The sequence below is a fragment of the Stenotrophomonas sp. 71799_Sma genome (assembly GCF_056482505.1).
The window spans coordinates 3105931-3129428 of sequence record NZ_CM151202.1 but is presented as its reverse complement, the minus strand read 5'-3'; the positions used below and the strand labels follow the sequence as shown (position 1 = coordinate 3129428).

The 23498-nt window shown below is 67.1% G+C and carries 23 protein-coding genes; 11 read left to right on the top strand and 12 right to left on the bottom strand.

Annotated features, from left to right (window positions below; genetic code table 11):
• Positions 1-31 precede the first annotated feature (31 nt).
• The 11 genes from ACZK4Z_RS14635 to asnS form a co-directional block, all read right to left on the bottom strand.
• The gene (locus ACZK4Z_RS14635; protein WP_125892104.1) at positions 32-1012 is read right to left on the bottom strand and encodes an aldo/keto reductase; all 981 of its coding nucleotides are present in this window, start codon (positions 1010-1012) and stop codon (positions 32-34) included.
• Positions 1012-1698 (bottom strand): DUF2461 domain-containing protein, encoded by a 687-nt coding sequence (locus tag ACZK4Z_RS14630; protein WP_032127674.1) that lies wholly within the window; start codon positions 1696-1698, stop codon positions 1012-1014. Before ACZK4Z_RS14630 ends, ACZK4Z_RS14635 begins: the two co-directional genes overlap by 1 nt.
• Positions 1695-3134: an exodeoxyribonuclease I gene (gene sbcB, locus ACZK4Z_RS14625; protein ID WP_125892101.1), complete on the bottom strand. Its 1440-nt coding sequence runs from the start codon at positions 3132-3134 to the stop codon at positions 1695-1697. The genes ACZK4Z_RS14630 and sbcB overlap by 4 nt, the downstream gene beginning before the upstream one ends.
• A complete protein-coding gene (locus tag ACZK4Z_RS14620) occupies positions 3134-4501 on the bottom strand; it encodes an FAD-dependent oxidoreductase (RefSeq protein ID WP_125892099.1) in 1368 nt (455 codons plus the stop codon). The genes sbcB and ACZK4Z_RS14620 overlap by 1 nt, the downstream gene beginning before the upstream one ends.
• Positions 4502-4532: 31 nt before the next feature.
• Entirely contained in the window at positions 4533-5807 is a 1275-nt protein-coding gene (kynU, locus tag ACZK4Z_RS14615) for a kynureninase (protein WP_032127677.1), read from the bottom strand.
• A gap of 242 nt (positions 5808-6049) precedes the next feature.
• Entirely contained in the window at positions 6050-6571 is a 522-nt protein-coding gene (locus ACZK4Z_RS14610; protein ID WP_125892097.1) for a 3-hydroxyanthranilate 3,4-dioxygenase, read from the bottom strand.
• 19 nt (positions 6572-6590) lie between these two features.
• Entirely contained in the window at positions 6591-7253 is a 663-nt protein-coding gene (can, locus tag ACZK4Z_RS14605; RefSeq protein WP_014037740.1) for a carbonate dehydratase, read from the bottom strand.
• 72 nt (positions 7254-7325) lie between these two features.
• Positions 7326-7964 (bottom strand): FMN-binding negative transcriptional regulator, encoded by a 639-nt coding sequence (locus ACZK4Z_RS14600; RefSeq protein WP_125892095.1) that lies wholly within the window; start codon positions 7962-7964, stop codon positions 7326-7328.
• A gap of 9 nt (positions 7965-7973) precedes the next feature.
• Complete coding sequence (locus ACZK4Z_RS14595) at positions 7974-8288, bottom strand: hypothetical protein (RefSeq protein WP_125892093.1); 315 nt, start codon at positions 8286-8288, stop codon at positions 7974-7976.
• Positions 8289-8295: 7 nt separating this feature from the next.
• Positions 8296-8595: a hypothetical protein gene (locus tag ACZK4Z_RS14590; protein WP_005417403.1), complete on the bottom strand. Its 300-nt coding sequence runs from the start codon at positions 8593-8595 to the stop codon at positions 8296-8298.
• 30 nt (positions 8596-8625) lie between these two features.
• Positions 8626-10020 (bottom strand): asparagine--tRNA ligase, encoded by a 1395-nt coding sequence (asnS, locus tag ACZK4Z_RS14585; RefSeq protein ID WP_032127679.1) that lies wholly within the window; start codon positions 10018-10020, stop codon positions 8626-8628.
• A 128-nt stretch (positions 10021-10148) separates the two neighbouring features.
• Here asnS and ACZK4Z_RS14580 point away from each other — a divergent pair, with 128 nt between their 5' ends.
• The 7 genes from ACZK4Z_RS14580 (at position 10149) to zipA (ending at position 17050) form a co-directional block, all read left to right on the top strand.
• Positions 10149-10487 carry a HesB/IscA family protein gene (locus ACZK4Z_RS14580; protein ID WP_006376495.1) on the top strand — a complete coding sequence of 113 codons (339 nt, stop codon included), beginning with the start codon at positions 10149-10151 and terminating at the stop codon, positions 10485-10487.
• A 78-nt stretch (positions 10488-10565) separates the two neighbouring features.
• Positions 10566-11108 (top strand): CbrC family protein, encoded by a 543-nt coding sequence (locus ACZK4Z_RS14575; RefSeq protein WP_125892091.1) that lies wholly within the window; start codon positions 10566-10568, stop codon positions 11106-11108.
• 160 nt (positions 11109-11268) lie between these two features.
• Positions 11269-11706 carry a 30S ribosomal protein S6 gene (gene rpsF / locus ACZK4Z_RS14570; protein WP_006452997.1) on the top strand — a complete coding sequence of 146 codons (438 nt, stop codon included), beginning with the start codon at positions 11269-11271 and terminating at the stop codon, positions 11704-11706.
• Positions 11707-11717: 11 nt separating this feature from the next.
• Positions 11718-11948 (top strand): 30S ribosomal protein S18, encoded by a 231-nt coding sequence (gene rpsR / locus ACZK4Z_RS14565; RefSeq protein WP_002804494.1) that lies wholly within the window; start codon positions 11718-11720, stop codon positions 11946-11948.
• A gap of 105 nt (positions 11949-12053) precedes the next feature.
• Complete coding sequence (rplI, locus tag ACZK4Z_RS14560; protein ID WP_014037734.1) at positions 12054-12503, top strand: 50S ribosomal protein L9; 450 nt, start codon at positions 12054-12056, stop codon at positions 12501-12503.
• Between the two features lie 259 nt (positions 12504-12762).
• Positions 12763-16266, top strand: a complete 3504-nt coding sequence (gene smc / locus ACZK4Z_RS14555) for a chromosome segregation protein SMC (RefSeq protein WP_125892089.1) — start codon at positions 12763-12765, stop codon at positions 16264-16266.
• A gap of 46 nt (positions 16267-16312) precedes the next feature.
• Positions 16313-17050 (top strand): cell division protein ZipA, encoded by a 738-nt coding sequence (gene zipA, locus ACZK4Z_RS14550; protein ID WP_006376490.1) that lies wholly within the window; start codon positions 16313-16315, stop codon positions 17048-17050.
• Positions 17051-17168: 118 nt separating this feature from the next.
• Here the strand turns inward: zipA and ACZK4Z_RS14545 are convergent, their stop codons facing one another.
• Positions 17169-18293, bottom strand: a complete 1125-nt coding sequence (locus ACZK4Z_RS14545) for a pyridoxal phosphate-dependent aminotransferase (RefSeq protein ID WP_125892087.1) — start codon at positions 18291-18293, stop codon at positions 17169-17171.
• Between the two features lie 337 nt (positions 18294-18630).
• Here ACZK4Z_RS14545 and ligA point away from each other — a divergent pair, with 337 nt between their 5' ends.
• From ligA to ACZK4Z_RS14525, 4 genes are all read left to right on the top strand, one after another.
• Positions 18631-21102, top strand: coding sequence for an NAD-dependent DNA ligase LigA (gene ligA, locus ACZK4Z_RS14540; protein WP_180837543.1), 2472 nt, complete (start codon positions 18631-18633; stop codon positions 21100-21102).
• 49 nt (positions 21103-21151) lie between these two features.
• Positions 21152-21637 carry a GNAT family N-acetyltransferase gene (locus ACZK4Z_RS14535; protein ID WP_032127684.1) on the top strand — a complete coding sequence of 162 codons (486 nt, stop codon included), beginning with the start codon at positions 21152-21154 and terminating at the stop codon, positions 21635-21637.
• Positions 21634-22590 (top strand): EF-P lysine aminoacylase EpmA, encoded by a 957-nt coding sequence (gene epmA, locus ACZK4Z_RS14530; protein ID WP_125892083.1) that lies wholly within the window; start codon positions 21634-21636, stop codon positions 22588-22590. Before ACZK4Z_RS14535 ends, epmA begins: the two co-directional genes overlap by 4 nt.
• A gap of 142 nt (positions 22591-22732) precedes the next feature.
• Complete coding sequence (locus tag ACZK4Z_RS14525; RefSeq protein WP_032127686.1) at positions 22733-23461, top strand: DUF3011 domain-containing protein; 729 nt, start codon at positions 22733-22735, stop codon at positions 23459-23461.
• Positions 23462-23498 lie beyond the last annotated feature (37 nt).

Genomic DNA, 23498 nt, shown 5'->3' with positions numbered 1-23498 from the left:
TGCCGCAACCGCAGCAGCATGGGGTGAAGACTCAATGACTGGGAGATCCGCGGCCATCACCGAAGGCGTCCACCAGCTGCTGGCGTTCGGCTGCGGTCAGTGCCTCAAGCCGCGTCCCCAGAACTTCGTCCAGGCTGCCGGTGCGGGTGGTACCCAGGATGCCACTGGCTACGCCGGGATGGCCGAGCGCGTAGGCAAACGCGGTCTGGGCGGGGCGCTGGCTGCGGATGGCGGCGAGTGCCTTCCGCATATTGCGTGCGCTGCGCATCAGTTGACGGCTGCTCGGCTTGAGCCAGGCCCTGGCCAGGTACCAGGCGTCGGCCGGGCGCGGCAGGCGGGCCCGTGACGGCAGCAGATGGCCCTGCGCCAGCACGGTGCCGGCCAGCACGCCGATGCCCACCGCGTGCAACTGGTCGATGAGGGGTTCACGGTCCTGCTGCAGGGCGTTGTAGTCCAGAAGCACCACGTCGAACAGCGTGGGATGGTCGATCATCCAGCGCAGGGTCGATGCCGTGTGCGTATTGATGCCGGTGTGCCGGATCAGCCCACGTTCGCGCAGGCGTTGCAGCGCGGCCAGCAGGTCATCGTTGATGTCGTGCTGGCTGGCACCGTGCAGCTGGTAGATATCCAGGTAATCCAGGCCGAGGTTGCGCAGCGAGGCCTCGCAGCTGGCAGTGATGGCTGCCGGCGAGAAATTGCGTTGCTCGGCGCCGCTGACGCCGGCCTGGCCGGTCAGCGTGCCGCCCTTGCTGGAAATCACCAGCGACTCGCGCGGGTATCGCTTCAGCAACGGGCGCAGGATGCGGCCCAGCCGCGGCTCGGCGTGGAAACCGGAATAGTTGTGGCCGGTGTCCAACAGGTTCACGCCCTGTGCCAGTGCATGCTCGACCACGTGCGCGGCCGACTGTTCCGGGAAGCGGCGATGCCCCCAGAAGCCGGAGCAGCCAAGGCCCACCGGCGAAACCGCCAGGCCGGTGCGGCCCAGCGTGCGGCGTTGCTGTGCCAACGGCATCAGAATTCCAGGTCCAGCGCCGCGCACAGGTAGTCGACGAACGGGCCGAGCGCGGCCAGGTCCTTGCCCAGCGTGGACAGCAGGCGCGGGCCGGTCATGGTGGCGTCGTCCAGCGAGCGCCACATCACCCAGTTGCGGTGCTTGAGGTCGTCGATGAATTCGAAGTCGGCCGGGAAGCCGCGCGGCGGACGCACCAGCTTCTCGCTCTCTTCGAAGTCGAAGCGCTTGCGCAGGGCCGGTGCATGCGCTGCGGCCTTCCAGCTGCCCGGGTTGTCGAGGATGAAGTGGCGCACGCGGCGCTGGGTCTCCGGTTCCGGATGCCACAGGCCGGCACCGACGAAGCTCTCGCCCGGCTGCAGGTGCACGTAGAACGAGGGCGCGGCCACCTCGCGGCGGCGCTCATGGAACAGGCGTGCACCCTGCCAGGTCTTGTACGGGGATTTGTCGTTGGAGAAGCGCGCGTCGCGATGGATGCGGAACAGCGAGCCGCCGACGCCGCGGGTATCGGCGCGGAAGTGGTCGCTGACCTCGGCCAGCGCCGGCTGCAGGTCACCCAGCAGGCGCAGGAATGGCTGCCGCACGTGGTCTTCATACTGCTGGCGGTGGTCGTTGAACCACGCCTTGTCGTTATGCCGCGCCAAGCTGCGCAGGAACTTGAAGCTGGCGTCCGAGAAATAGGTACTCACAAGGTCTCCTGCAGGTTCTGGCCCCAGTCGCGCAGCGATTGCAGCAGGGCCTGGCGCCGTGCATCGTCGGGCGCTTCAGCGGCCAGTGCATCGAGCTGCTGCTGGTACTGGGGCAGGTTGAGTTCGCCCAGCCCGCCGTCTCCGAGCAGGCGCTGGCGGCGGTAATCCTGCCAGCGCTGGCGTTCAGGCGGCGCGAGGCTGTCGGGATGATTGCGCGCGCGGTAGCGGAACAGCAGCTCCGGCAGGCGCGGGTCGCGGAAGCGGCCTTCCAGCGCGGCCAGCTGCTCCGGCGCGGTGGTGCGTGCCAGCGCAAGCAGCGGCTTGTCGCCATTGCCGAGGAAGCCGTCGTAGAGCGAGGCATCGACATCGGCCACGGTGGCGGCGCGGGGCTGGTTGTAGACCTGCCGGGCCTTCTCGGCCAGCTGCGGGGCGAACGCGCGCAGGCGTTCCACCTTGGCCTCGATCGCGGCCACGTCCAGGCCGAGGCGCGCGTGGTCATCGGCGCGCAGGTGGTTCCAGGCGATCAGCGCGGGCACCTTGTTCAGGTGCACTTCCTTCAGCGGCACCCGCGCCACGCCTTCGGGCAGCTCGCTGGCGCGCATGTACAGGCGCTGTGCGATCACCTCGGCCGGCAGTTCCAGCAGATCGTCGATCTCGCCTTCCAGGTCGAACACGATCACCCGGTTGTTGATGGTCGGGTGCGCGGCCAGCGGCAGCACCGGGGCCGCGCACAGGCGACTGGCCGGGTAGCGCATGGAAATGTGCAGTACCGGCTTCATCGCGGCCACGTCCAGCAGGCTGCCGACGAAGCGTTTGTCGCGCAGCTTCAGCGCGTACTCCCACAGCCGTGGCTGCGACTGCTTGAACAGGCGTGCCATGCCGATGGTGGCGCGCACGTCGGACAGCGCTTCGTGCGCATCGCCTTCGCGCACGTTGTTGGCCTCGGCCAGGTGCTCGAGCTTGAACGAGGTGGCGCCATCCTCGCGCAGCGGCCACTGGATACCGTCCGGGCGCATCGCGCGCATCAGCCGCAGCATGTCCAGCAGGTCCCAGCGCGAATTGCCGTTGCGCCACTCGCGTTCGTACGGGTCGTGGAAGTTGCGGAACAGCCCGTAGCGGACGAACTCATCGTCGAAGCGCAGCGTGTTGTAGCCCAGCGCACAGGTGCCGGGGCGCGACAGCTGCTCGTTGATGCGATCGAAGGCCTCGGCCTCGCTGATGCCCTCGGCCAGTGCCTGCTGCGGGGTGATGCCGGTGACCAGCGTGGCCATCGGCGAGGGCAGCAGGTCATCGGCCGGGCGCACGAAGAAGCTGACCGGCGTGTCGATTTCGTTGAGATCGGCGTCGGTACGGATCGCGGCGTACTGCGAGATGCGCGTGCGCCGCGGGTCCTGGCCGAAGGTTTCCAGGTCGTAGAACAGGAAGCTGTCAGCCATCAGTGCGCGCCCTCCAGGACCGGTAGCTGGGCGTGGATCTGCGCTTCCAGTGCCGCCCAGTCGATGTTGTCCAGTGAATCGTGACCGGCGGTGGCGGCCACCAGCATGTCGCGCTGCAGTTCGGTGCGGCGCAGCGCTTCGGCGTACGGCGTGTGCAGGAAAGTGACCATCGTGTAGTGCGGTACGAAGCGGGTCGGCCAGCGCCGCTGCAGTTCCTGTTCCAGCTCGCGCTGCAGCAGGAAGGCGGGATCGGCCACGCGGTCGCGCATCTCCAGGTAGTTCTCCAGCGCCATCTGCTGGATTGCGCGCGCATTTGGCTTGCGCTCGGCTTCGAACGCGGCGAACGCGCCTTCCAGATCATCGGCCTCCATCAGGTGACGGGCCAGCGCAACGCAGTCCTCGAACGCGCAGTTCATACCCTGGCCATGGAACGGCACCATCGCATGCGCGGCGTCGCCGATCAGCACGGCGCGGCCCTGCTGGTGCCAGCGTTCCAGAGTGAGCGTGCCAAGCAGGCCCGGCGGATGCTGCTCCCAGTCCGCGCGCAGGTTCGGGATCAACGGCAGGGTGTCGGCGAACTCGCGCGCGAACAGCGCCTCGGCCTGTGCGCCGGTGTTGACCGTGGCGAAGCTGGGGTCGCCCTGGTTGGGCAGGAACAGAGTGACGGTGAAGGTGCCTTCATGGTTGGGCAGGGCGATGCACATGTAGTGGCCGCGCGGCCAGATGTGCAGTGCATTGCGCTCGATGCGGAAGCTGCCATCGGCAGCCGGCGGGATCTCCAGCTCCTTGTAGGAGTGGTCGAGGAAGGCGATGTCCTCACCCAGCGGCGCGCGCCGGTTCATTGCCGCACGCAGTGCCGAACCGGCACCGTCGGCACCGATCAGGGTGTCGAAACGGATGTCGTGCGGGCTGTCGTCACGGTCATCGATGAAGCGTGCGTAACCCGCATCGAAATCGACGGTGTGCAGGCGGCGATGGAAGTGCACGGTGGCGCCGGCCTGTTCGGCCAGCTCCAGCAGCGTGGTGTTCAGGTCGCTGCGGTGGATCGACCAGATCACTTCGCTGTCGTCGCGACCATAGCGCTGCAGCTGCGGTTCGCCCTCGCGCGGGTGCACCATGCGCCCGCGCATCATCACCGCGCGCGCCATCACCTCGTCTTCCACGCCCGCCTGACGCAGTGCGTTGCGCCCACGCTCGGCCAACGCCAGGTTGATCGAGCGGCCGCTCTCGTAGTCGGCCACGCGTGGATCGCCGCGGCGTTCGTACAGGGTGATGCGCCAGCCCTGGCGTGACAGCAGGATGGCCAGCAGGGACCCGGCAAGGCCGGCACCGATAATGCTCAACGAGCGGGAAGCGTGTGCGATCAACGAACTGTCCAGCAGTAGGGGAGGGGCCGGCTTAGAGGCCGGCCCAGGCTTCCACTTCCTCGACGAAGTGGTGCACGTCCAGGTAGCGGTTGTAGAGCGGGGTGGGCGAGATGCGGATCACGTCGGGCTCGCGCCAGTCGCCGAGCACACCGATGCCGCGCAGATGCTCGAACAGCGCACGGCCGCGCTCGCGGCCACCGATCACGCGCAATGACAGCTGGCAGCCACGGCGCTGCGGCTCGGCCGGGGTGATGATGTCCAGCACGCCGGACAGGCGTGCGCGGACCAGTGCTTCGAGCATGCCGGTCAGTGCCAGCGACTTGCTGCGCAGCGCCTCCATGCCGGCGCGCTCGAACAGGTCCAGCGAGGCGCGCAGCGGCGCCAGGCCGAGGATTGGCGGATTGCTCAGCTGCCAGCCTTCGGCACCGATGGCCGGCGTGAACTGCGGTGCCATCTGGAAGCGGGTGGATTCCTCATGGCCCCACCAGCCGGCAAAGCGCGGCAGGCTGGTGTCGCGGTGATGGCGCTCGTGGACGAAGGCGCCGGCAACCGCGCCCGGGCCGCTGTTGAGGTACTTGTAGTGGCACCACACGGCGAAATCAGGGGCCACGTCATGCAGGCGCAGCGGCAGGTTGCCGACCGAGTGTGCCAGGTCGAAGCCGATACGCGCGCCCTGCAGGCGTGCGGCGCGGGTGATCGCATCGAGGTCGAAGGCCTGGCCGGTGCGGTACTGCACGCCGGGCCACAGCACCAGCGCCAGGCGTGAACCGTGCTCGGCGATGGCATGCTCGATCGCGGTCAGTGAAATCGTGCCGTTGGCCTCGTCCGGCTGCACTTCCACCAGGCACTCGGCCGGGTCGAAACCATGGAAGCGGATCTGTGCTTCCACCGCGTGGCGATCGGTCGGGAATGCGCCGGCTTCCATCAGGATCACCGGGCGCTCGGCCGTGGGCCGGTAGAAGCTGACCATCATCAGGTGCAGGTTCACGCTCAGCGTGTTCATTGCAACCACCTCGCTGGGCAGCGCACCGACCACGCGGGCCAGCTGCGCGCTCACCAGGCGGTGGTAGGACAGCCACTGCGTCGGGCCGGTGAAGTGGCCTTCCACCGCCAGCTCACCCCACTGCTTCATCACTTCCTGCACGGCCGCCTGCGCGCCACGCGGCTGCAGGCCCAGCGAGTTGCCGACGAAGTAGGTCTGCTCGCCGCCGCCATGGCGCGGAATCAGGAATTCATTGCGCAGCGGGCGCAGCGGATCGGCGGCGTCCAGGGCAATGGCGTGGGTGCGGCTGAGCAGGTCGGACATGGTCGGGCAACAGGCTGCAACGGGACCGCCAGTGTAGCGCCTGGGCCAGGGCCCGGTAGCAGCCGACCCTGCACCAGCGCCGCATGACCCGGTTGTCGCCAACCTTGGTTGGCGCAGGTACAAGCAAGCGCCCACCAAGGTGGGCAACTACCAGAGCGGGAGCGAGTGCCCACCAAGGTGGGCATCTACCAGAGCGAGGGCGAGCATGCGCCCACCGAGGTGGGGAACTACCGTTCGATGGCTCAGCCTGTCGCTGGCACCGGCAGCGGGTCCACGTGCCCGCACCCGCTGCAGGTACGCAGTTCCAGGCTGGCGTGATAGCGCGCGAACACCTTGGGCAGGTCGGTTTCGATGTTCTGCAGCGGGAAATACTCTTCGTGCAGCTTGTGGTTGCAGCGCTCGCAGTGCCAGATCACGCCGTCCATCTCGTGCGGCAGGCGCTTGCGCTCGACCACCAGACCGATACCACCGGGCGGGCGCCGCGGCGAGTGCGGAACCTTTGCCGGCAGCAGGAAGATCTCGCCGGCGCGGATCGGAATGTCGCGCACTGCGCCGTCTTCCTGCACCTTCAGCACCATCTCGCCTTCGAGCTGGTAGAACCACTCCGGGCCTTCGTCGTAGTGGAAGTCGGTACGCGAGTTCGGCCCGCCCACCACCATCACGATGAAGTCGCCGTTGTCGATCATCTTGTTGCCCACCGGCGGCTTCAGCAGGTGGCGGTTTTCTTCGATCCAGGCGTGCAGGTTGATCGGCGAAGCGAGCATGGTGGTCATCCGTAAGGGATCAGTCGCGCTTGCCCTTGCGCGGGACGTAGGACAGGGCCTTTTCGTAGGCCGGCTGCAGTTCTTCCTGCGAACCGACGTCGATGCCCATCTCGCGCACGCGTCCGTCCTTCAGGCTGTAGACCCAGCCGTGCACCATCAGCTTCTGGCCGCGGGCCCAGGCGTCCTGCACGATGGTCGAGCGGCACAGGTTGGCCACCTGCTCGATCACGTTCAGTTCGCACAGGCGTGCGTGCTTTAGCTCGTCGGTCTCGATCGCATCGAGGATGCCGGTGTGCTTCTGCATCACGTCGCCAACGTGGCGCAGCCAGTTGTCGGCCAGGCCGACGCGGGTGTTGTGCAGGCAGGCATGCACGCCGCCGCAGCCGTAGTGGCCGACGATCAGGATGTGCTTCACCTTCAGCTGGTCTACCGCGTACTGCACCACGCTCAGGCAGTTCAGATCGGTGTGGGCGACCACGTTGGCGACGTTGCGGTGCACGAACACTTCACCCGGGGCCATGCCGATGATCTGGTTGGCCGGCACGCGCGAATCGGAACAGCCGATCCACAGGTATTCGGGGTGCTGCTGCTTGGCGAGCTGGTGGAAGAACTCGGGGTCTTCCTTCTCGATGCGGTCGGCCCAGTCGCGGTTGTTCTGCAGCAGTTTGTGGATGTCTTTCATGTATGGGTCCCTGGCGTCGGGTGGGGGCTCGCCGCAGCCGTCCGGCTGCGTCGTCGCGGGAATCTGGGGCGTTCAGTCGCTGCGGGCGGCCTGTTCGCGGTGCCAGCGCATCCACTGCGCCAACTCGGTGGAAGCGGGGGTGCCCAGCTGTTCCAGTTCGGTGATCACCGCGCGCTGGTTCGCATCGGGATGGTTCTGGCTCAGCTTGAGCTTCAGCTGCACCTGTTCGACCTGGAAACGGAAGCCGACGATGGCGCGCAGCTCCGGGCCATGTTCGGCACGCGTGGCATCGAACTGCCAGGCCTGGCCGACACTCGCTTCGAAGCGGTCGCTGATCGCGCCGACCAGTTCGGCCAGCGCCTCGGTATCGTCGAAGGTCTGCAGCTGGCCACGCAGCTCGGCAGCGGCGTAGTTCCAGGTGGGTACCCGCGCAGCGGGCTCCTTGTCCGGGTACCAGCTGGCCGAGACATAGCCGTGCGGACCGTCGATAAGGACCTTGGCCGCGCCGCTGTGGCGCGACTGCGGGTTGGCGCGCGCCCAGTGGCCGCGCAGTTCGATCTGGTCGCCGTCACGCCGGTACAGCACGGGTATCCGGGTCAGCTCCGGCAGACCATCACTGCCGGTCGTGAGCACGGTGACGAACGGATCACGCGCCAGCAGGCGGTCCAGCCAGAGCAGGTCGGTCTCGGCGAAGGCGCGTGGGGTGAACATGGCGTGGTCTCAGGCGCGGGCCCCGAGGGACTGCACCATGCGGCCGCGCAGGCCCTCATCGCTGTCGGCCTGCGGCGGCTGCACTTCGTGCAGACTGAAGCCGCGCACCAGCGCGTCTTCCTCGTCCAGGCCGTCGTACTCGACGAATTCGGCGTCGAACAGCTGCGAACGCGCGGTGTCTTCGCTGTCATAGCTCAGCGTGTTGCCATCGCTGTCGAGCACTTCGGCGGTGCCGGCCGGGCGCACGCGCAGGCGCGCCCAGATCAGGGTGTTGCCGAGGCTGGCCAGCCACCAGCTGTCGCGCGAGGCGGTGATGTCATTCATGGATGTGTTACCAGAGCGAGGCCAGCCAGAGCAGGGCGGCCATGCCCAGTCCGGCCAGCAGGGTCAGCAGCGATACCCAGGCCGGCGTCGCCAGCCCGGACAGCGAGCGGTCCGGCTGCTGGCGATAGTCACGGCGCAGCAGCCAGGCCAGGGCATCGGGCTTGAGGAAGGCGCCGCTGCCGAAGCGCTCGGCGAGCGCCGGATGGCGATCGCGTACGTGCACCAGGGTCAGTGGCCAGAAGATCACGAAGGCACTGAACCCGGCCACTGCAACGCCGACGAAACAGAGGGCGAAGAACAGGGTCATGGGAGCGGTACCTCCGTGGTCGTGTGGGGCTTAGAAGTCCGCGCTGCCCGGGGCGCGCGGGTAGGGGATCGCATCGCGGATGTTGGACAGCCCGCAGACGTACACCACCAGGCGTTCGAAGCCCAGGCCGAAGCCGGCGTGCGGCACCGAACCATAGCGGCGGAAATCGCGATACCAGCTGTAGTGCTCACGATCCAGGCCGAACTGGGCCATGCGCGCGTCCAGCACGTCCAGGCGCTCTTCGCGCTGGCTGCCGCCGATGATCTCGCCGATGCCCGGGGCCAGCACGTCCATCGCGGCAACGGTCTTGCCGTCGTCGTTCAGGCGCATGTAGAAGGCCTTGATGTGCTCCGGATAGTTGGTCACCACCACCGGGCGGCCGACGTGTTCTTCGGTCAGCCAGCGCTCGTGCTCGGTCTGCAGGTCCAGGCCCCATTCGACCGGGAAGTCGAACTTCTTGCCGGACTTCTGCAGCAGGCTGACCGCATCGGTGTAGTCGATGCGCTCGAACGGCGCATTGATGAAGTCTTCCAGCTTGGTGATCGCGTTCTTGTCCACGCGCTCGGCGATGAAGGCCAGGTCGTCGCCACGCTCGTTCAGCACCGCGCGGAACAGGTACTTCAGGAACTCTTCGGCCAGGCGCGCGTCTTCGGCCAGGTCGGCGAAGGCGATTTCCGGTTCGATCATCCAGAACTCCGCCAGATGGCGGGTGGTGTGGCTGTTTTCGGCGCGGAAGGTCGGGCCGAAGGTGTAGACCTTGCTCAGCGCCAGGCAGTAGGCCTCGACGTTCAGCTGGCCGGACACGGTCAGGAAGGTTTCCTTGCCGAAGAAGTCGCGGCTGAAATCGATCGCGCCCTTCTCGTCACGCGGCAGGTTCACCATGTCCAGGGTGGACACGCGGAACATCTGGCCGGCGCCTTCGGCGTCGGAGGTGGTGATGATCGGGGTGCTGATCCAGTTGAAGCCGTTCTCGTGGAAGAAACGGTGCACGGCCTGGGCCAGACAGTTGCGGATGCGGGTGACCGCGCCGAACAGGTTGGTGCGCGGGCGCAGGTGCGCCACTTCGCGCAGGAACTCCGGCGACATCGGCTTGGGCTGGATCGGGTAGGTGAGCGGGTCTTCGACCCAGCCGACCACTTCCAGCGCGCTGGCCTGGATCTCGAACGACTGGCCCTTGCCCTGCGACTTCACCAGAGTGCCGGTGGCGATGACCGAGCAGCCGCTGGTCAGGCGCTTGATCTCATCGAAGTTGGCCAGGCTGTCGCCGGCCACGACCTGGATCGGCGCGAAGCAGGAGCCGTCGCTCACATTCACGAAGGCCAGATTCGCTGAACCGCGCACCGTGCGCACCCATCCGCGTACCGTGACTTCGCCGCCTTCCGGGATCTTCCCGGCAAGCGCATGTTCAACGCTGACCACCGTCATGACTTGAATCCTCTGCTGATCGACTCGATCTGTGAACACGGGAGTTTACCGGTTGCAGCGTTCTGCTTGCGAGGCATTTTTCGTGGCAACGGCTCCTTATAATGTCCCCGTACCTATGGAGTAGCCCCATGGCCGTCAGCCTGACCCCCATTGCCTTCGAGCGCGTGCAGCGCTTTGTCGCCCAGACCCCCGGCGCGCTGGGCCTGCGTTTCGGCGTGACCAAGACCGGTTGCTCGGGCTGGGGTCACATCACCGACCTGGCCCGCGACGAGCGCGAGGGCGATACCGTTTTCGATCAGGACGGCGTGAAGATCTACGTCGATGCCAAGAGCCTGGCGCTGGTGGACGGCACCGTGATCGACTTCGGCAAGCACGGCCTGAGCGAAACGTTCACGTTCAGCAACCCGAACGCCACCGCCGAGTGTGGCTGCGGCGAGAGCTTCACCACCGACGCCGACAAGGCCTGAGGGCTGGTTCTGGCGTCCGCCGGGCATGGCCGGGCGCTGGTAGATGCCGACCTTGGTCGGCAGGGAAGGGATCCACGGATGGAACGACCGCTTTTCATTTATCACCCCAACGCCTACGCCCTCTCCTTCGAAGAGGTCGACGGGGTCTGCGACTGCTGCGGTCAGCCGCGCACACTGCGCTACCGGGGGCCGTTCTACTCCGTTCTGAGCCCCGATTACCTGTGCCCCTGGTGTATCGCCGATGGCAGGGCAGCGGCCAGTTACGAGGGTGAATTCACCGGCTGGAGCGATATCGAAGGGGTATCCCCGGATCCGGCCGATCCGCCGCCGACCATCGCCCGCGAGCTGCTGCTGGAGATCTGCGAGCGCACCCCGGGCTACTCGTCCTGGCAGCAGTCGGTCTGGCTCAGCCATTGTGAGCGGCCCTGCGCCTTCCTCGGTTACGCCGGTAGCGAGGATCTCCAGCCCATCCTCGACGAGGTCCGGCCCGACGTGATCGAGGTCAACCCGCGCGACGCCGACTGGGTGCTGGAACACCTGAGCCGGGACGGGGAGATGATTGGCTGCCTGTTCCAGTGCCTGGAATGCGGCCAGCACCGCCTTCATGTGGATCTGGGGTAGCCCGGTTCAGGTTGCCCTGTGGCCCGCCGGTTGCCCGGCCACCCCATCTGCGCCATAATGCGCGGCTTCCTGCCTTCCTGGCGGGAATCCTTGCCCCACCGCGGTCTCAACGGCGGGGGGCTGTCCGGCCGCGAGGCCACATCCGAAAGGTAGAAAAAACATGAGTCGTCATTACGAAATCGTGTTCATGGTCCACCCGGACCAGAGCGAGCAGGTCCCGGCCATGATCGAGCGCTACAAGTCGCTGGTCGAGAACGGCAACGGCACCATCCACCGTCTGGAAGACTGGGGCCGCCGCCAGCTGGCGTACCCGATCCAGAACCTGGTGAAGGCCCACTACGTGCTGATGAACATCGAAGCCGACCAGGCCGTTCTGAACGAACTGACCGAAAGCTTCCGCTTCAACGACGCCGTGCTGCGCAACCTGGTCATCAAGCGTGACGAGGCTGACACCGAGCAGTCGCTGATCATGAAGAGCAAGGACGAGAAGGGTGACAAGCCGGAGCGCGGTGAGCGCCGTCGTCGTGACGACGAAGAAGGCGAGTCCACCACCACCGCTGACAACGAAGCCGGCGACGACGCCGCTTCCGCCGCCTAAGGAGCCTTCCCATGTCCAAGTTCTTCCGTCGCCGCAAGTTCTGCAAGTTCACGGCTGAAGGTGTGAAGGAGATCGACTACAAGGATCTCAACACCCTGCGCCAGTACCTGACCGAGAACGGCAAGATCGTGCCGAGCCGCGTCACCGGTACCAAGTCGAAGTACCAGCGTCAGCTGGCGACCGCCGTCAAGCGCGCTCGCTTCCTGGCCCTGATCCCGTACACCGACAACCACGACGTCTGATGCCCGGCGGGGCGGCCCGGTGCCGCCCCCGCTGTGCCAGCTATTCGGACAGCCTTTGTTGCGGGGCATCGCCTCGCTAACGAATAACTTATCTGGAGCAATACCATGCAGCTGATCCTCCTGCAGAAAGTCACCAACCTCGGCAATCTGGGCGACCTGGTCGACGTGAAGCCGGGCTACGGCCGTAACTTCCTCGTGCCGCAGGGCAAGGCCGTTCCGGCCACCGAGAGCAACAAGGCCGAGTTCGAAGCCAAGCGCGCCGAATACGAAGCCAAGGCCCAGGCCATCCACGCCGACGCTGACGCCCGCAAGGCCAAGCTGGAAGGCGCGAGCGTGACCATCCCGGCCAACGCTTCGACCGAAGGCAAGCTGTACGGCTCGGTCGGCGCCCGCGAAATCGCCGATGCCTTCACCGCTGCCGGCCTGCCGGTCAGCAAGAGCGAAGTCATCCTGGGCGAAGGCGCCTTCCGCAACATCGGCGAATACGACGTGCTGGTCCACCTGCACGCCGACGTCGAGACCACCGTCAAGGTCGTCGTCGTCGCCGAAGCCTGATCCCACGCCGCAAGGCCTGGAATCACCGCAGAACGGGCGCCCGCAAGGGTGCCCGTTTTGTTTTATGGCTCCGTTTCGTGGCGTCGGGCCACGTCCGGCCGGCGGGGTGGGGCTGGACAATGTTCCACGCCCATTCGTAGAACACGGCCACATCGGTATACTCAGGGCGTCACACCCGTTCCACGGGCATCGATCCCAGCAGGATCAATGACTTGGAGGGTAAACGCAGGCCGCTTGCCGGCCCCAGTCCGGAACCCCTATGCGTCTTTCCACGATCAAGCTGTCCGGCTTCAAGTCGTTCGTCGATCCGACCACCCTGCACCTGCCGACCAACATGACCGGCGTGGTGGGCCCCAATGGCTGCGGCAAGTCGAACATCATCGACGCCGTGCGCTGGGTCATGGGCGAGAGCTCGGCCAGCCGCCTGCGTGGCGACTCGCTGACCGACGTGATCTTCTCCGGCTCCAACGCCCGCAAGCCGGTGTCGCAGGCCACGGTTGAGCTGATCTTCGACAACTCCGACCACACGATCTCGGGCGAGTACGCCTCGTTCAACGAAATCTCGGTCAAGCGCACGGTCAGCCGCGACGGCACCAGCAACTATTACCTCAACGGCACCAAGTGCCGCCGCCGCGACATCACCGACCTGTTCCTCGGCACCGGCCTGGGCCCGCGCAGCTACTCGATCATCGAACAGGGCATGATCAGCCAGATCATCGAGGCGCGCCCGGAAGACCTGCGCGTGTACCTGGAGGAGGCGGCCGGCATCTCCAAGTACAAGGAGCGCCGCAAGGAGACCGAGACCCGCATCCGCCACACCCGCGAGAACCTGGACCGGCTGGGCGACCTGCGCGACGAGATCAGCAAGCAGCTCGAACACCTCAAGCGCCAGGCCAGGCAGGCCGAGCAGTACCAGGCGCTGCAGGAAGAGCGCCGGGTCAAGGATGCCGAGTGGAAGGCCCTGGAATTCCGCGGGTTGGACGGTCGCCTGTCCAAGCTGCGCGAAGGGCTGTCGCAGGAAGAGACCAAACTGCAGCAGCTGATCGCCGACCAGCGTGACGCCGAGGCCCGCATCGAGACCTCGCGCGTGCGCCGCGAAGAGGCCGCCGATGCGCTGAACACCGCGCAGGCCGCGGTCTACCAGGTCGGCAGCACGCTGGCGCGCGTGGAACAGCAGATCCAGCACCAGCGCGAACTGTCGCAGCGCCTGCACAAGGCGCGCGACGAGACCCGTCAGGCGTTGGCGGAACTGGGCCAGCACATCAGTGGTGATGAGGCCAAGCTGATGGTGCTGCGCGAAGCGGTGGAGGCCGCCACCCCGCAGCTGGAAGAGCTGCAGGAAGAGAACGAGATCAAGCAGGAAAGCCTGCGCGAGGCCGAAGACCGGCTGGCCAGCTGGCAGCAGCGCTGGGAGCAGCACACCTCGCAGAGTTCGGAGGCGTCGCGCGCCGGCGATGTCGAGCGCACGCGCGTGGACTACCTGGACAAGCAGATCCTCGACGCTGACCGGCGTCGCGAGGCCCTGGCCGCCGAACGCGCCGGCCTGGACGTGGACGCGCTGGAAGAAGCCTTCGAGCAGCTGCACCTGCAGCACGACACGCAGAAGACCGCGCTGGATGAGATGAGTGAAGACGTCGAACTGCGCAAGCAGGGCGTGGCGGCCGTGCAGGAACAGCAGCGCAACGGACAGAACGAGCTGGCCGAACTGCGCAAGCAGGCCAACGGCCTGCGCGGTCGCCTGGCTTCGCTGGAAACCCTGCAGCAGGCCGCGCTGGGCCAGGAGCAGGGCGCGGCCGTGGCGTGGCTGAAGGCGCGTGGACTGGATTCGGCGGCGCGTGTCGGCGAACGCCTGGACGTTGATGCCGGCTGGGAGAACGCGGTGGAAAGCGCGCTCGGCCAATTGATCGAAGGCGTGCTGGTTGATGATCCGGCCAGCCTGGTCGATGCCCTCGGCGAATTGGGCGAGGGCCACATCGCGCTGGTTGCCAACGATGGCGCGGACCTGAAGGTCGCGCCAACCTCGCTGGCGGCCCGCGTGCGTGGCCCGGCCGCGATCCGTCGCCTGCTGGCGCACCTGCACGCAGCCAAGGACCTGTCCGAGGCCAAGGTGCTGCAGGCCGGCCTTCCGGAAGGCGATTCGATCATCACCCAGAGTGGCGAGCGCCTGGGCCAGGGCTGGCTGCGCGTATCGCGCTCCGGTGCCGCCGCGCAGGGCGCGCTGCTGCGCGAACGTGAGATCCAGGAGCTGCGTGAGCAGATCGAGCAGCTGCAGGACCGCGAGGCCGAACTGGAAGAACAGCTGGCCGGCTTCCGAGAGCAGCTGCAGGCTGCCGAACAGCAGCGCGAAGACGCGCAGCGTGCGCTGTACCAGGCCCATCGTGCGGTCTCTGAACTGGCTGGCCAATTGCAGGGACAGCAGGGCAAGGTGGAGGCGGCGCGAACGCGCATCGACCGCATCGAAGGTGAACTGAAGCAGCTGCAGGAAACGCTGGAAGCCAACAACGAGCAGGCGCGTGAAGCGCGCTCGCGGTTGGAAAACGCGGTCAGCAGCATGGGTGACCTGGAATCGACCCGGCAGCGGCTGGAGGGTGAGCGTCGCCAGCTGACCGAGGCCCGCGACCTGGCCAGAGACGCCGCGCGAGCGGTGCGCGAGCGCTCGCACTCGCTGGCCCTGACCCTGGAATCACAGCGGGCGCAGCTGGCCTCGTTGAGCCAGGCGCTGGAGCGCATGGGCACCCAGCGCGGGCAGCTGGATTCGCGCCTGGGCGAGCTGCATTCGCAGCTGGACGAAGGTGATTCGCCGGTCGAGTCGCTGCAGGCCGAGCACCAGAACGCACTGGAAGAGCGTGTGCGTGCCGATCGCGTGCTGACCGAGGCGCGCACGCTGCTGGACGGCATCGACGCCGAGCTGCGCAATTACGAGCAGACCCGTCACCAGCGTGACGAACAGGCGCTGGCCCAGCGCGAGCGTATTTCGCAGCGCAAGCTGGACCAGCAGGCGCTGGTGCTCAGCGCGGATACCCTGCAGGGCGCGGTGGAGAAGGCCGGGTTCGTGCTGCAGGACGTGCTCAACGCACTGCCCGAGGACGCCCGCCTGGGTGACTGGGAGCAGGCCGTGCACCAGATCGATGGCCGCATGCGCCGGCTGGAGCCGGTCAACCTGGCCGCCATCCACGAGTACGGCGAGGCTTCGCAGCGCTCGGACTACCTGGATTCGCAGCACACCGACCTGACCACGGCGCTGGAAACCCTTGAGGATGCCATCCGCAAGATCGACCGCGAGACCCGCGGTCGTTTCAAGGACACCTTCGATCGTGTCAACGCTGGCGTGCAGGCGCTGTACCCGCGCCTGTTCGGTGGCGGCCACGCCTACCTGGAACTGACCGGTGAAGACCTGCTCGACACCGGTGTGACCATCATGGCGCGTCCGCCGGGCAAGCGCGTGTCCAGCATCTCGCTGCTGTCCGGCGGCGAGAAGGCGATGACCGCGGTGGCGCTGGTGTTCGCCATCTTCCAGCTGAACCCCGCGCCGTTCTGCCTGCTGGACGAGGTGGACGCGCCGCTGGACGAAGCCAACGTCGGCCGCCTGGCCAACATGGTCAAGGAAATGAGCGAAAAGGTGCAGTTCCTGTTCGTCAGCCACAACAAAGCGACGATGGAGGCCGCGCACCAGCTGTCGGGCGTGACCATGCGCGAGCCGGGCGTCAGCCGCCTGGTCAGCGTGGACCTGGAAGAAGCCGCGCGATTGGCGGGCGCGGCCTGACGTGCCATCCTAGTTACCTGAATGAACCAGCCGGAGAACCTATCGAATGTCCGACACGGCACTGTTGCGCATCGGCATCCTGGCCGCCGGCCTGCTGTTGATCGCCGCGATCTTCCTGTTTGGCCGTCCGAAAAAGAAGCCCCAGGGGCGCCGCGTGGAAGGCGCGGAACCGACCAGCGGCGAGCGCCGCGAACCGGTACTGGGCGAAGACGGCGTCGCCGTGGCCGATGGCCGCGTCGAACCGGGCATGGGCACGGAAGGCGAGCAGGCCGAACTTGGTCTGGGCGAAACCGACCCGGGCGCCAGTGATCTCGGCAAGCGCGCCACCCAGGATTTCGACAAGATCGTCTCCTTGTTCGTGGCTGCCCGGGCCGGCGAGCAGCTTCGTGGTGAGGACATCGTGGTGGCGGCTGAGAAGACCGGCCTGGTGTTCGGCCACATGAACGTGTTCCACCGTCTGGTGGAAGGCCACCCCGAGCGCGGCCCGATCTTCTCGATGGCCAGCATCATGAAGCCGGGCAGCTTCGACATGGCCAACATCCGTGCCATGGAAACCCCGGCCATCGCCTTCTTCCTGACCCTGCCGGCGCCGCTGACCGCGCTGGACGCCTGGGAGAAGATGCTGCCGACGGTGCAGCGCATGGCTGAACTGCTGGATGGCGTGGTGCTCGATGACAGCCGCAATGCCCTGGGCCGCCAGCGCATCGCACACATCCGTGACGAGCTGCGCGCCTACGACCGCCAGCACCAGGCCCCGCCGCTGACCAAGACCCCGCGCTGGTAAGCGCCATGGCGTGCCGACCAACGGTCGGCACCCACCCCGACCAACGGTCGGCACCCACAACAGTAGATCCACGCCATGCGTGGATGGGGCGAACCAAGGTTCGCCCCCACCAACAGGATCAGGCCGGCACGCCGGCCACCTTCGCGAACGCATGGCGGAACGCGGCCATTTCTTCTTCGGTGCCGACGGTCACGCGCACGCGCTGTGGCCAGATCGGCCAGCTGCGTCCGATCACCACGCCGTTGTCCGCCATCGCCTTGGCGAACGCGCTGCCATCGCGTTGCACGTCGACCACGAAGCAGTTCGCTTCCGACGGCACGCAGCTGAAACCACGCTTGCCCAGCCACGCGATGGTGGCCTCGCGCACCTTGGCATTCTGCAGGCGGCGCTGCGGAATCAACTGCGGATCGCGCAGGCTGGCCAGTGCAGCGGCCAGTGCCGGCACGGGTAGCGGGTTGTCGCCGAGGCTGGCCAGCTCGCGCAGGCGGTCGGGATGTGCGGTCGCCACGCCCAGGCGCAGGCCGGCCATGCCATATAGCTTGGAGAACGTGCGCAACACGATCAGGTCATCGCGCTGCGCCACCTGCGCGATCAGGCTCGGCTGTTCGCTGTACTGCAGATACGCCTCGTCCAACAGCACGCGGGTGGAAGCGGGCTTGTGGGCCAGCAGCCAGGCGAGCTCATCCGGTGGGCTGATCGAGCCGGTCGGGTTGTTCGGGTTGCACACATACAGCAGCCCGGTCGGGCGTGCGTGTGCGGCGGCGACCATCGCACGCAGGTCGTGTGCACCGTCCTCGCGCAGCGGCACTTTCTGCACGTGTGCACCGTGTGCGGCGGCGACCTCGCCCAGCGTCTCGAAGGTCGGGTCGGCCACTACCAGCCCCGCCTGCGGGCCGGTCCATAGCACGGCGGCGCGGTTCAGCGGCTCGCTGGAACCCGGATACAGCCGCACGTGATCAGCCGGGATGCGCGCCTGTTCGATGAAGGCATCGCGAACCTGTGCCGCCAGAGCGAAGCGGTAGCGGCCGCAGCTGGCGATGCTGTCGCGCGCCGCCTGCTGGGCGGCGCGCGAGGGGCCGTACGGGCATTCGTTGAAGTTCAGTAGTACGGCGCCTTCGGCAGGGGCTGGGGCGGCGGCTGTCGCGGGTTGGGCATGGCCGAGCTGCGGCAGCCCGGTGCCGGCGACGGCGAGGCCAGCACCGGCCAGTTGCAGGAAGCGTCGACGGGAGGCGGGCAGGGTCACGGGTGGGATTCCGAAGGGAAGACCGTCGCACGCTAGCGCCGGTGGGGATGGGCGGCAAGCTGCTTTTTGTGGAGTCGAACCATGCTTGACTGCAGATGTGCCAACCAAGGTTGGCACCTACCAGAGCGGGAGGGTGGTTGGCACCTACCAGAGCGGGAGGGTGGTTGGCACGTACCAGAGCTGGGGAGTGGTTGGCACGTACCAGGATGGGGGAGTGGTTGGCACCTGCCAGAGCGAGGGAGCACCAGTCGAGCAAGCTCGACGCTACAAAGGCGGGAGCGTTACAGGGCCTGACGGTCGGGCGCGGTAGAATCCCCGGCCATCCCAGAACCACCGGATCCCGATGAGCCCCAGCCCCGCCGAACGCGCCGAAGACCTTCGCCGGCAGATCGCCCAGGCCAACCGCGCCTACCATGAGCTGGACGCGCCGGAGATCCCCGACGTCGACTACGACCGGATGGTGCGCGAGCTGGAAGCGCTGGAGCGCGAGCATCCGGAGCTGGCCCGTGCCGACAGCCCGACCCAGCAGGTCGGTGCGCGCCCCTCCGGCCGCTTCCCGGAAGTGCGCCACGCGGTGCCGATGCTGTCGCTGTCCAATGCCTTCAGCGACGAGGAAGTGGCAGATTTCGTGCGCCGCATCGACGAGCGCCTGGGCCGACGCAGCCTGCGGTTCTCGGCCGAGCCGAAGATGGACGGCCTGGCGATCAGCCTGCGCTACGAGGACGGTCATTTCGTACTCGGCGCGACCCGCGGCGATGGCAGTACCGGCGAGGACGTGACGGCCAACCTGCGCGAGATCGGTGATATTCCCAAGCGGCTGCACGGCAAGGACTGGCCGGATGTGCTGGAGGTGCGTGGTGAGGTCTACATGGCCCGCGCCGACTTCGAGTCCTACAACGAGCGTGCGCGCCTGCAGGGCGGCAAGGTGCTGGCCAACCCGCGCAACGCCGCCGCCGGTTCGCTGCGCCAGCTCGACCCGAAGATCAGTGCGCAGCGCCGGCTGAGTTTCTTCGCCTACGGCACCGGCGAAGTGCAGGGCGGCGAGCTGCCGGACACCCATTCGGGCACACTGGCCCAGCTCGGTGCCTGGGGCTTCCCGGTCAGTGAGCTGTGCAAGGTCGTGGAAGGCACCGACGGCCTGCTCGGCTACTACCGCGATATCGGTGAGCGCCGCGATGGCCTGCCGTTCGATATCGATGGCGTGGTCTACAAGCTGGATGACCGCGCCGGCCAGCAGGCCATGGGCTTCGTTTCGCGTGCGCCGCGCTGGGCCATCGCGCACAAGTTCCCGGCACAGGAACAGAGCACTACGGTAGAGGCGATCGAGATCCAGATCGGCCGCACCGGTGCAGCCACACCGGTCGCGCGGCTGGCGCCGGTGGCGGTGGCAGGCGTGATCGTGTCCAACGCCACGTTGCACAACGCCGACCAGATCGCACGCCTGGATGTGCGCGTGGGTGACAGCGTGATCGTGCGCCGCGCCGGTGATGTGATTCCGGAAGTGGTCAGCGTCATCCTTGATCGCCGCCCGCCGGGCACCACGCCGTGGCAGATGCCGACGCGCTGCCCGGTGTGCGGCTCGGAAATCGTGCGCGAGGAAGGTGCTGCCGCATGGCGCTGCTCGGGCGAACTGTCCTGCCCGGCGCAGCGCAAGGAAGCCATCGCCCATTTCGCCTCGCGTCGCGCGATGGATATCGATGGCCTGGGTGACAAGTACATCGAAACTCTGGTCGACGCCGGCATCGTCAGAAGCGTGGCCGATCTGTACCGGCTCAACCGTGACCAGCTGCTGCATCTGAAGCTGGTGCTGGATGCCGAGGACCCTTCCGCACTGGCGGCTGCGCTGAAGCTGCACCTGCCCGCCGAAGGCAGTGGTGCGGTGCTCAATGCGGTGCTCAAGCTGGATGGCAACGATCCGGGCTGGCGAGCACAGGCGCTGGCACAGCCGGCCAGCTTCGAATGGAACACGAAGAAGATCGCCACCAAGTGGGCCGACAACCTGATCGCGGCGATCGATGCCAGCCGTGCGGCCACGCTGGAGCGCCTGCTGTTCGCGCTTGGCATCGAGCACGTGGGCGAGAGCACGGCCAAGGCGCTGGCGCAGTGGTTCGGTGACCTGGAGCTTATCCGCCACCTGCCGTGGCCGCTGTTCAAGCGTGTGCCGGACATCGGCGGCGAAGTGGCGCGTTCGCTGGGTCATTTCTTCGAGCAGCAGGGCAACCAGCAGGCCATCGATGACCTGCTGCAGGTCGGTCAGGTGCGCATCAGCGATGTGCATGCGCCCAGTGCCAAGCTGCGCGAAGGGCTGGATCTGGCGCAGCTGCTGGTCGAATCGGAGATCCCTGGCATCACCCGCCTGCGCGCCGAAAAACTGGTCGCTGCGCTTTCCGGCGCGCAAGCAGTGCTCGACGCCGAGCATGGCCAGTTCGTCAACGCCGGCCTGCCCGATGACACTGCACGCGGCCTGGCTGCGTGGCTCGATGCCGATGGCCATGGCGCGATGTTGCTGGCGGCCGAGAAGGCGATGCAGCAGATCCTGGCCAAGGCGCCGGCGCTGGCCGAGATCGTGGCCGGCCCGCTGGATGGGCAGACCGTGGTGCTGACCGGCACCCTGGCCCAGCTCACCCGCGATGCCGCCAAGGAACGCCTGGAAGCGCTGGGTGCCAAGGTCTCCGGCAGCGTGTCGAAGAAGACCAGCTTCGTGGTGGCCGGTACCGAGGCCGGCTCCAAGCTGGACAAGGCGCAGTCGCTGGGCGTGCCGGTATGGGACGAAGACCGCCTGCTGGCCTACCTCGCCGAACACGAATGATGACCCCGCCGGGTGCCTGGCGCCCGGCATGAAACACAAAGGAACACCGATGCAGACCGCTCCGCTGGATTTCCGCCTGGCCACCCGTGCCGACGAAGAACTGTTGATCGCGTTGATGCGCGAGTTCTATGCCGAAGACAAGATCGACTTCGACGACGCGCGCGTGCGTCGCGGCGTGGACGCGCTGCTGGCCGATCCGCGCAATGGCGAGGTGCTGCTGTGGCTGGACGAGGCCGCCGAGGTGGTGGGCTACGCAGTGATCGCGATGGGTTTCAGCCTGGAGCAGGGCGGCCACTTCATGCTGCTGGACGAGCTGTACCTGAGCCACCGCGCGCGCGGCCGCGGCCGCGGCAAGCAGGCGCTGGCCATCTGCGAACAGCGCGCTCGCGGGCGTGGCGTCAGCCGCCTGCGGCTGGAAGTGAACCACCACAACGAACTGGCCCGGCGCCTGTACCTGGCCAGTGGCTACATCGATGACACCCGCGATCTGCTGACCCTGCCGCTGGATCATCCGCGCCCGGAGGGCATCCTGTGAGCGAGGCCCTGCTGCGCGCGCTGCAGCAGCGTGCCGCGCTCAACGCGCTGGTGCGCCGCTTCTTCGCCGATCGCGATGTGCTGGAGGTGGAGACGCCGATCCTGTCGGTGGCCGGCAACACCGAGCCGAACATCGACAGCTTCCATACCGATTTCACCGGCCATGTCGATGCCGGTGGCCGCCGCCGCTGGCTGCGTACCTCGCCGGAGTATCCGCTCAAGCGCCTGCTGGCGGCGGGCGTGGGTGACTGTTACGAACTGGGCCGGGTGTTCCGCAACGGCGAGGCGGGCGGCCGCCACAATCCGGAATTCACCATGCTGGAGTGGTACCGGGTCGGTTGGGACCACCATCGTCTGGTGCAGGAAACCGCCGAGCTGGTCGGCCAGGCGCTGGCCCTGGTCGGGCGCAGTGCGACGCTGCGTGTGCTCAGTTACCGCGAGCTGTTCCAGCAGTACGTGGGTGTGGATCCGTTCGATGCCGACGAGGCCGCGCTGCGTGCCGCGCTGGGCGAGGTACATATCGACCCGGTCGGGCTGACCCGCGATGACTGGCTGGATCTGCTGATGACCCATCATATCCAGCCGCATTTCGATGACGCGGTGATGACCGTGGTCCACGATTGGCCTGCCAGCCAGGCCGCACTGGCGCGCATTCGAGCCGGCACGCCGCCGCTGGCCGAGCGTTTCGAGCTTTATCTGGGGGCCGTGGAACTGGCCAACGGCTATCACGAACTGAACGACGCGCACGAACAGCGTGCGCGATTCCAGCGTGACCTGCAGCGACGCCATGAGCGGGGCCAGGTGCAACCGTCCGTGGATGAGGCGCTGCTGTCGGCGTTGCCATCGATGCCTGCCTGCGCTGGCGTGGCGGTGGGTGTCGATCGGTTGTTGATGGCGATGAGCCGCACGCCGCGTATCGCCGATGTGCTGGCCTACGACTTCGCCCACGCGTGAGCGCGGTGCGCACATTCCTGAACATCGAAGACTGAACGGAATTCCGCGTTTCCGCGCTTGCTTCGGTAAGCAGGATGATGCTCTTATCACGGCAGATGCCGGACACTGGCACGCAGTTCATCCATTCCTGCTGGGGAAGGCTTTGGTCAAGTGGTTTGCGGTTGTCGCTGCACCGGTGTACTCCATCGCGCTCTGGGGTGCCTGGCTGCCGTCATCGGCGTCGGCCCAGCAGGCGGGCTATGACGGCGAAGTGGTGACCTGCGAATCGCGCGACATGGGCTGGGTGCATTGCGATATCGACGTCAGCAATGGCATCGACCTTGTGCGCCAGTTGTCCAGCAACAGTTGCATCCGTGGCAGCGAGTGGGGCACCGACCGCAGTGGCGTGTGGGTCACCCTTGGCTGCCGCGCAGAGTTCCGTGCGCGTCGTGCGGAAGGTGCAGCGCCTGCGGCAACGGAAGGCAAGCGCCTGGTCCGCCGTGTGGTGCGCTGCGAATCCAATGGCCGCCCGCAGAGTTGCCCGGTGCGCCTGGACGGGGCGCCGGTGCGCCTGCTGCGCCAGCTGTCGGTGCTGCCGTGCCGCGAAGGGCAGGGCTGGGGCTACAAGCGCAATGAAGTCTGGACCAGCCGTGGTTGCCAGGGCGATTTCGAAGTGGCTGACGAGGACGGCCGTTTTGTCGACGTGCCACGCCGCCTGACCTGCGAGTCGAAGTCGAAGAAGCGCCGCTTCTGTGGGGCGAGCATTTCGGTCGGCGCGGTCGTTACCGAGCAGTTGTCCAGCACCCCGTGCGAGGAAGGCAACACCTGGGGCTGGAACCGCAACGGGATCTGGGTGGACGGCGGCTGCCGCGCCGAATTCTCGGTGAATTGAGCCCGGGCAGGCTCCAACCACGCGGGGCGTGGCCCTA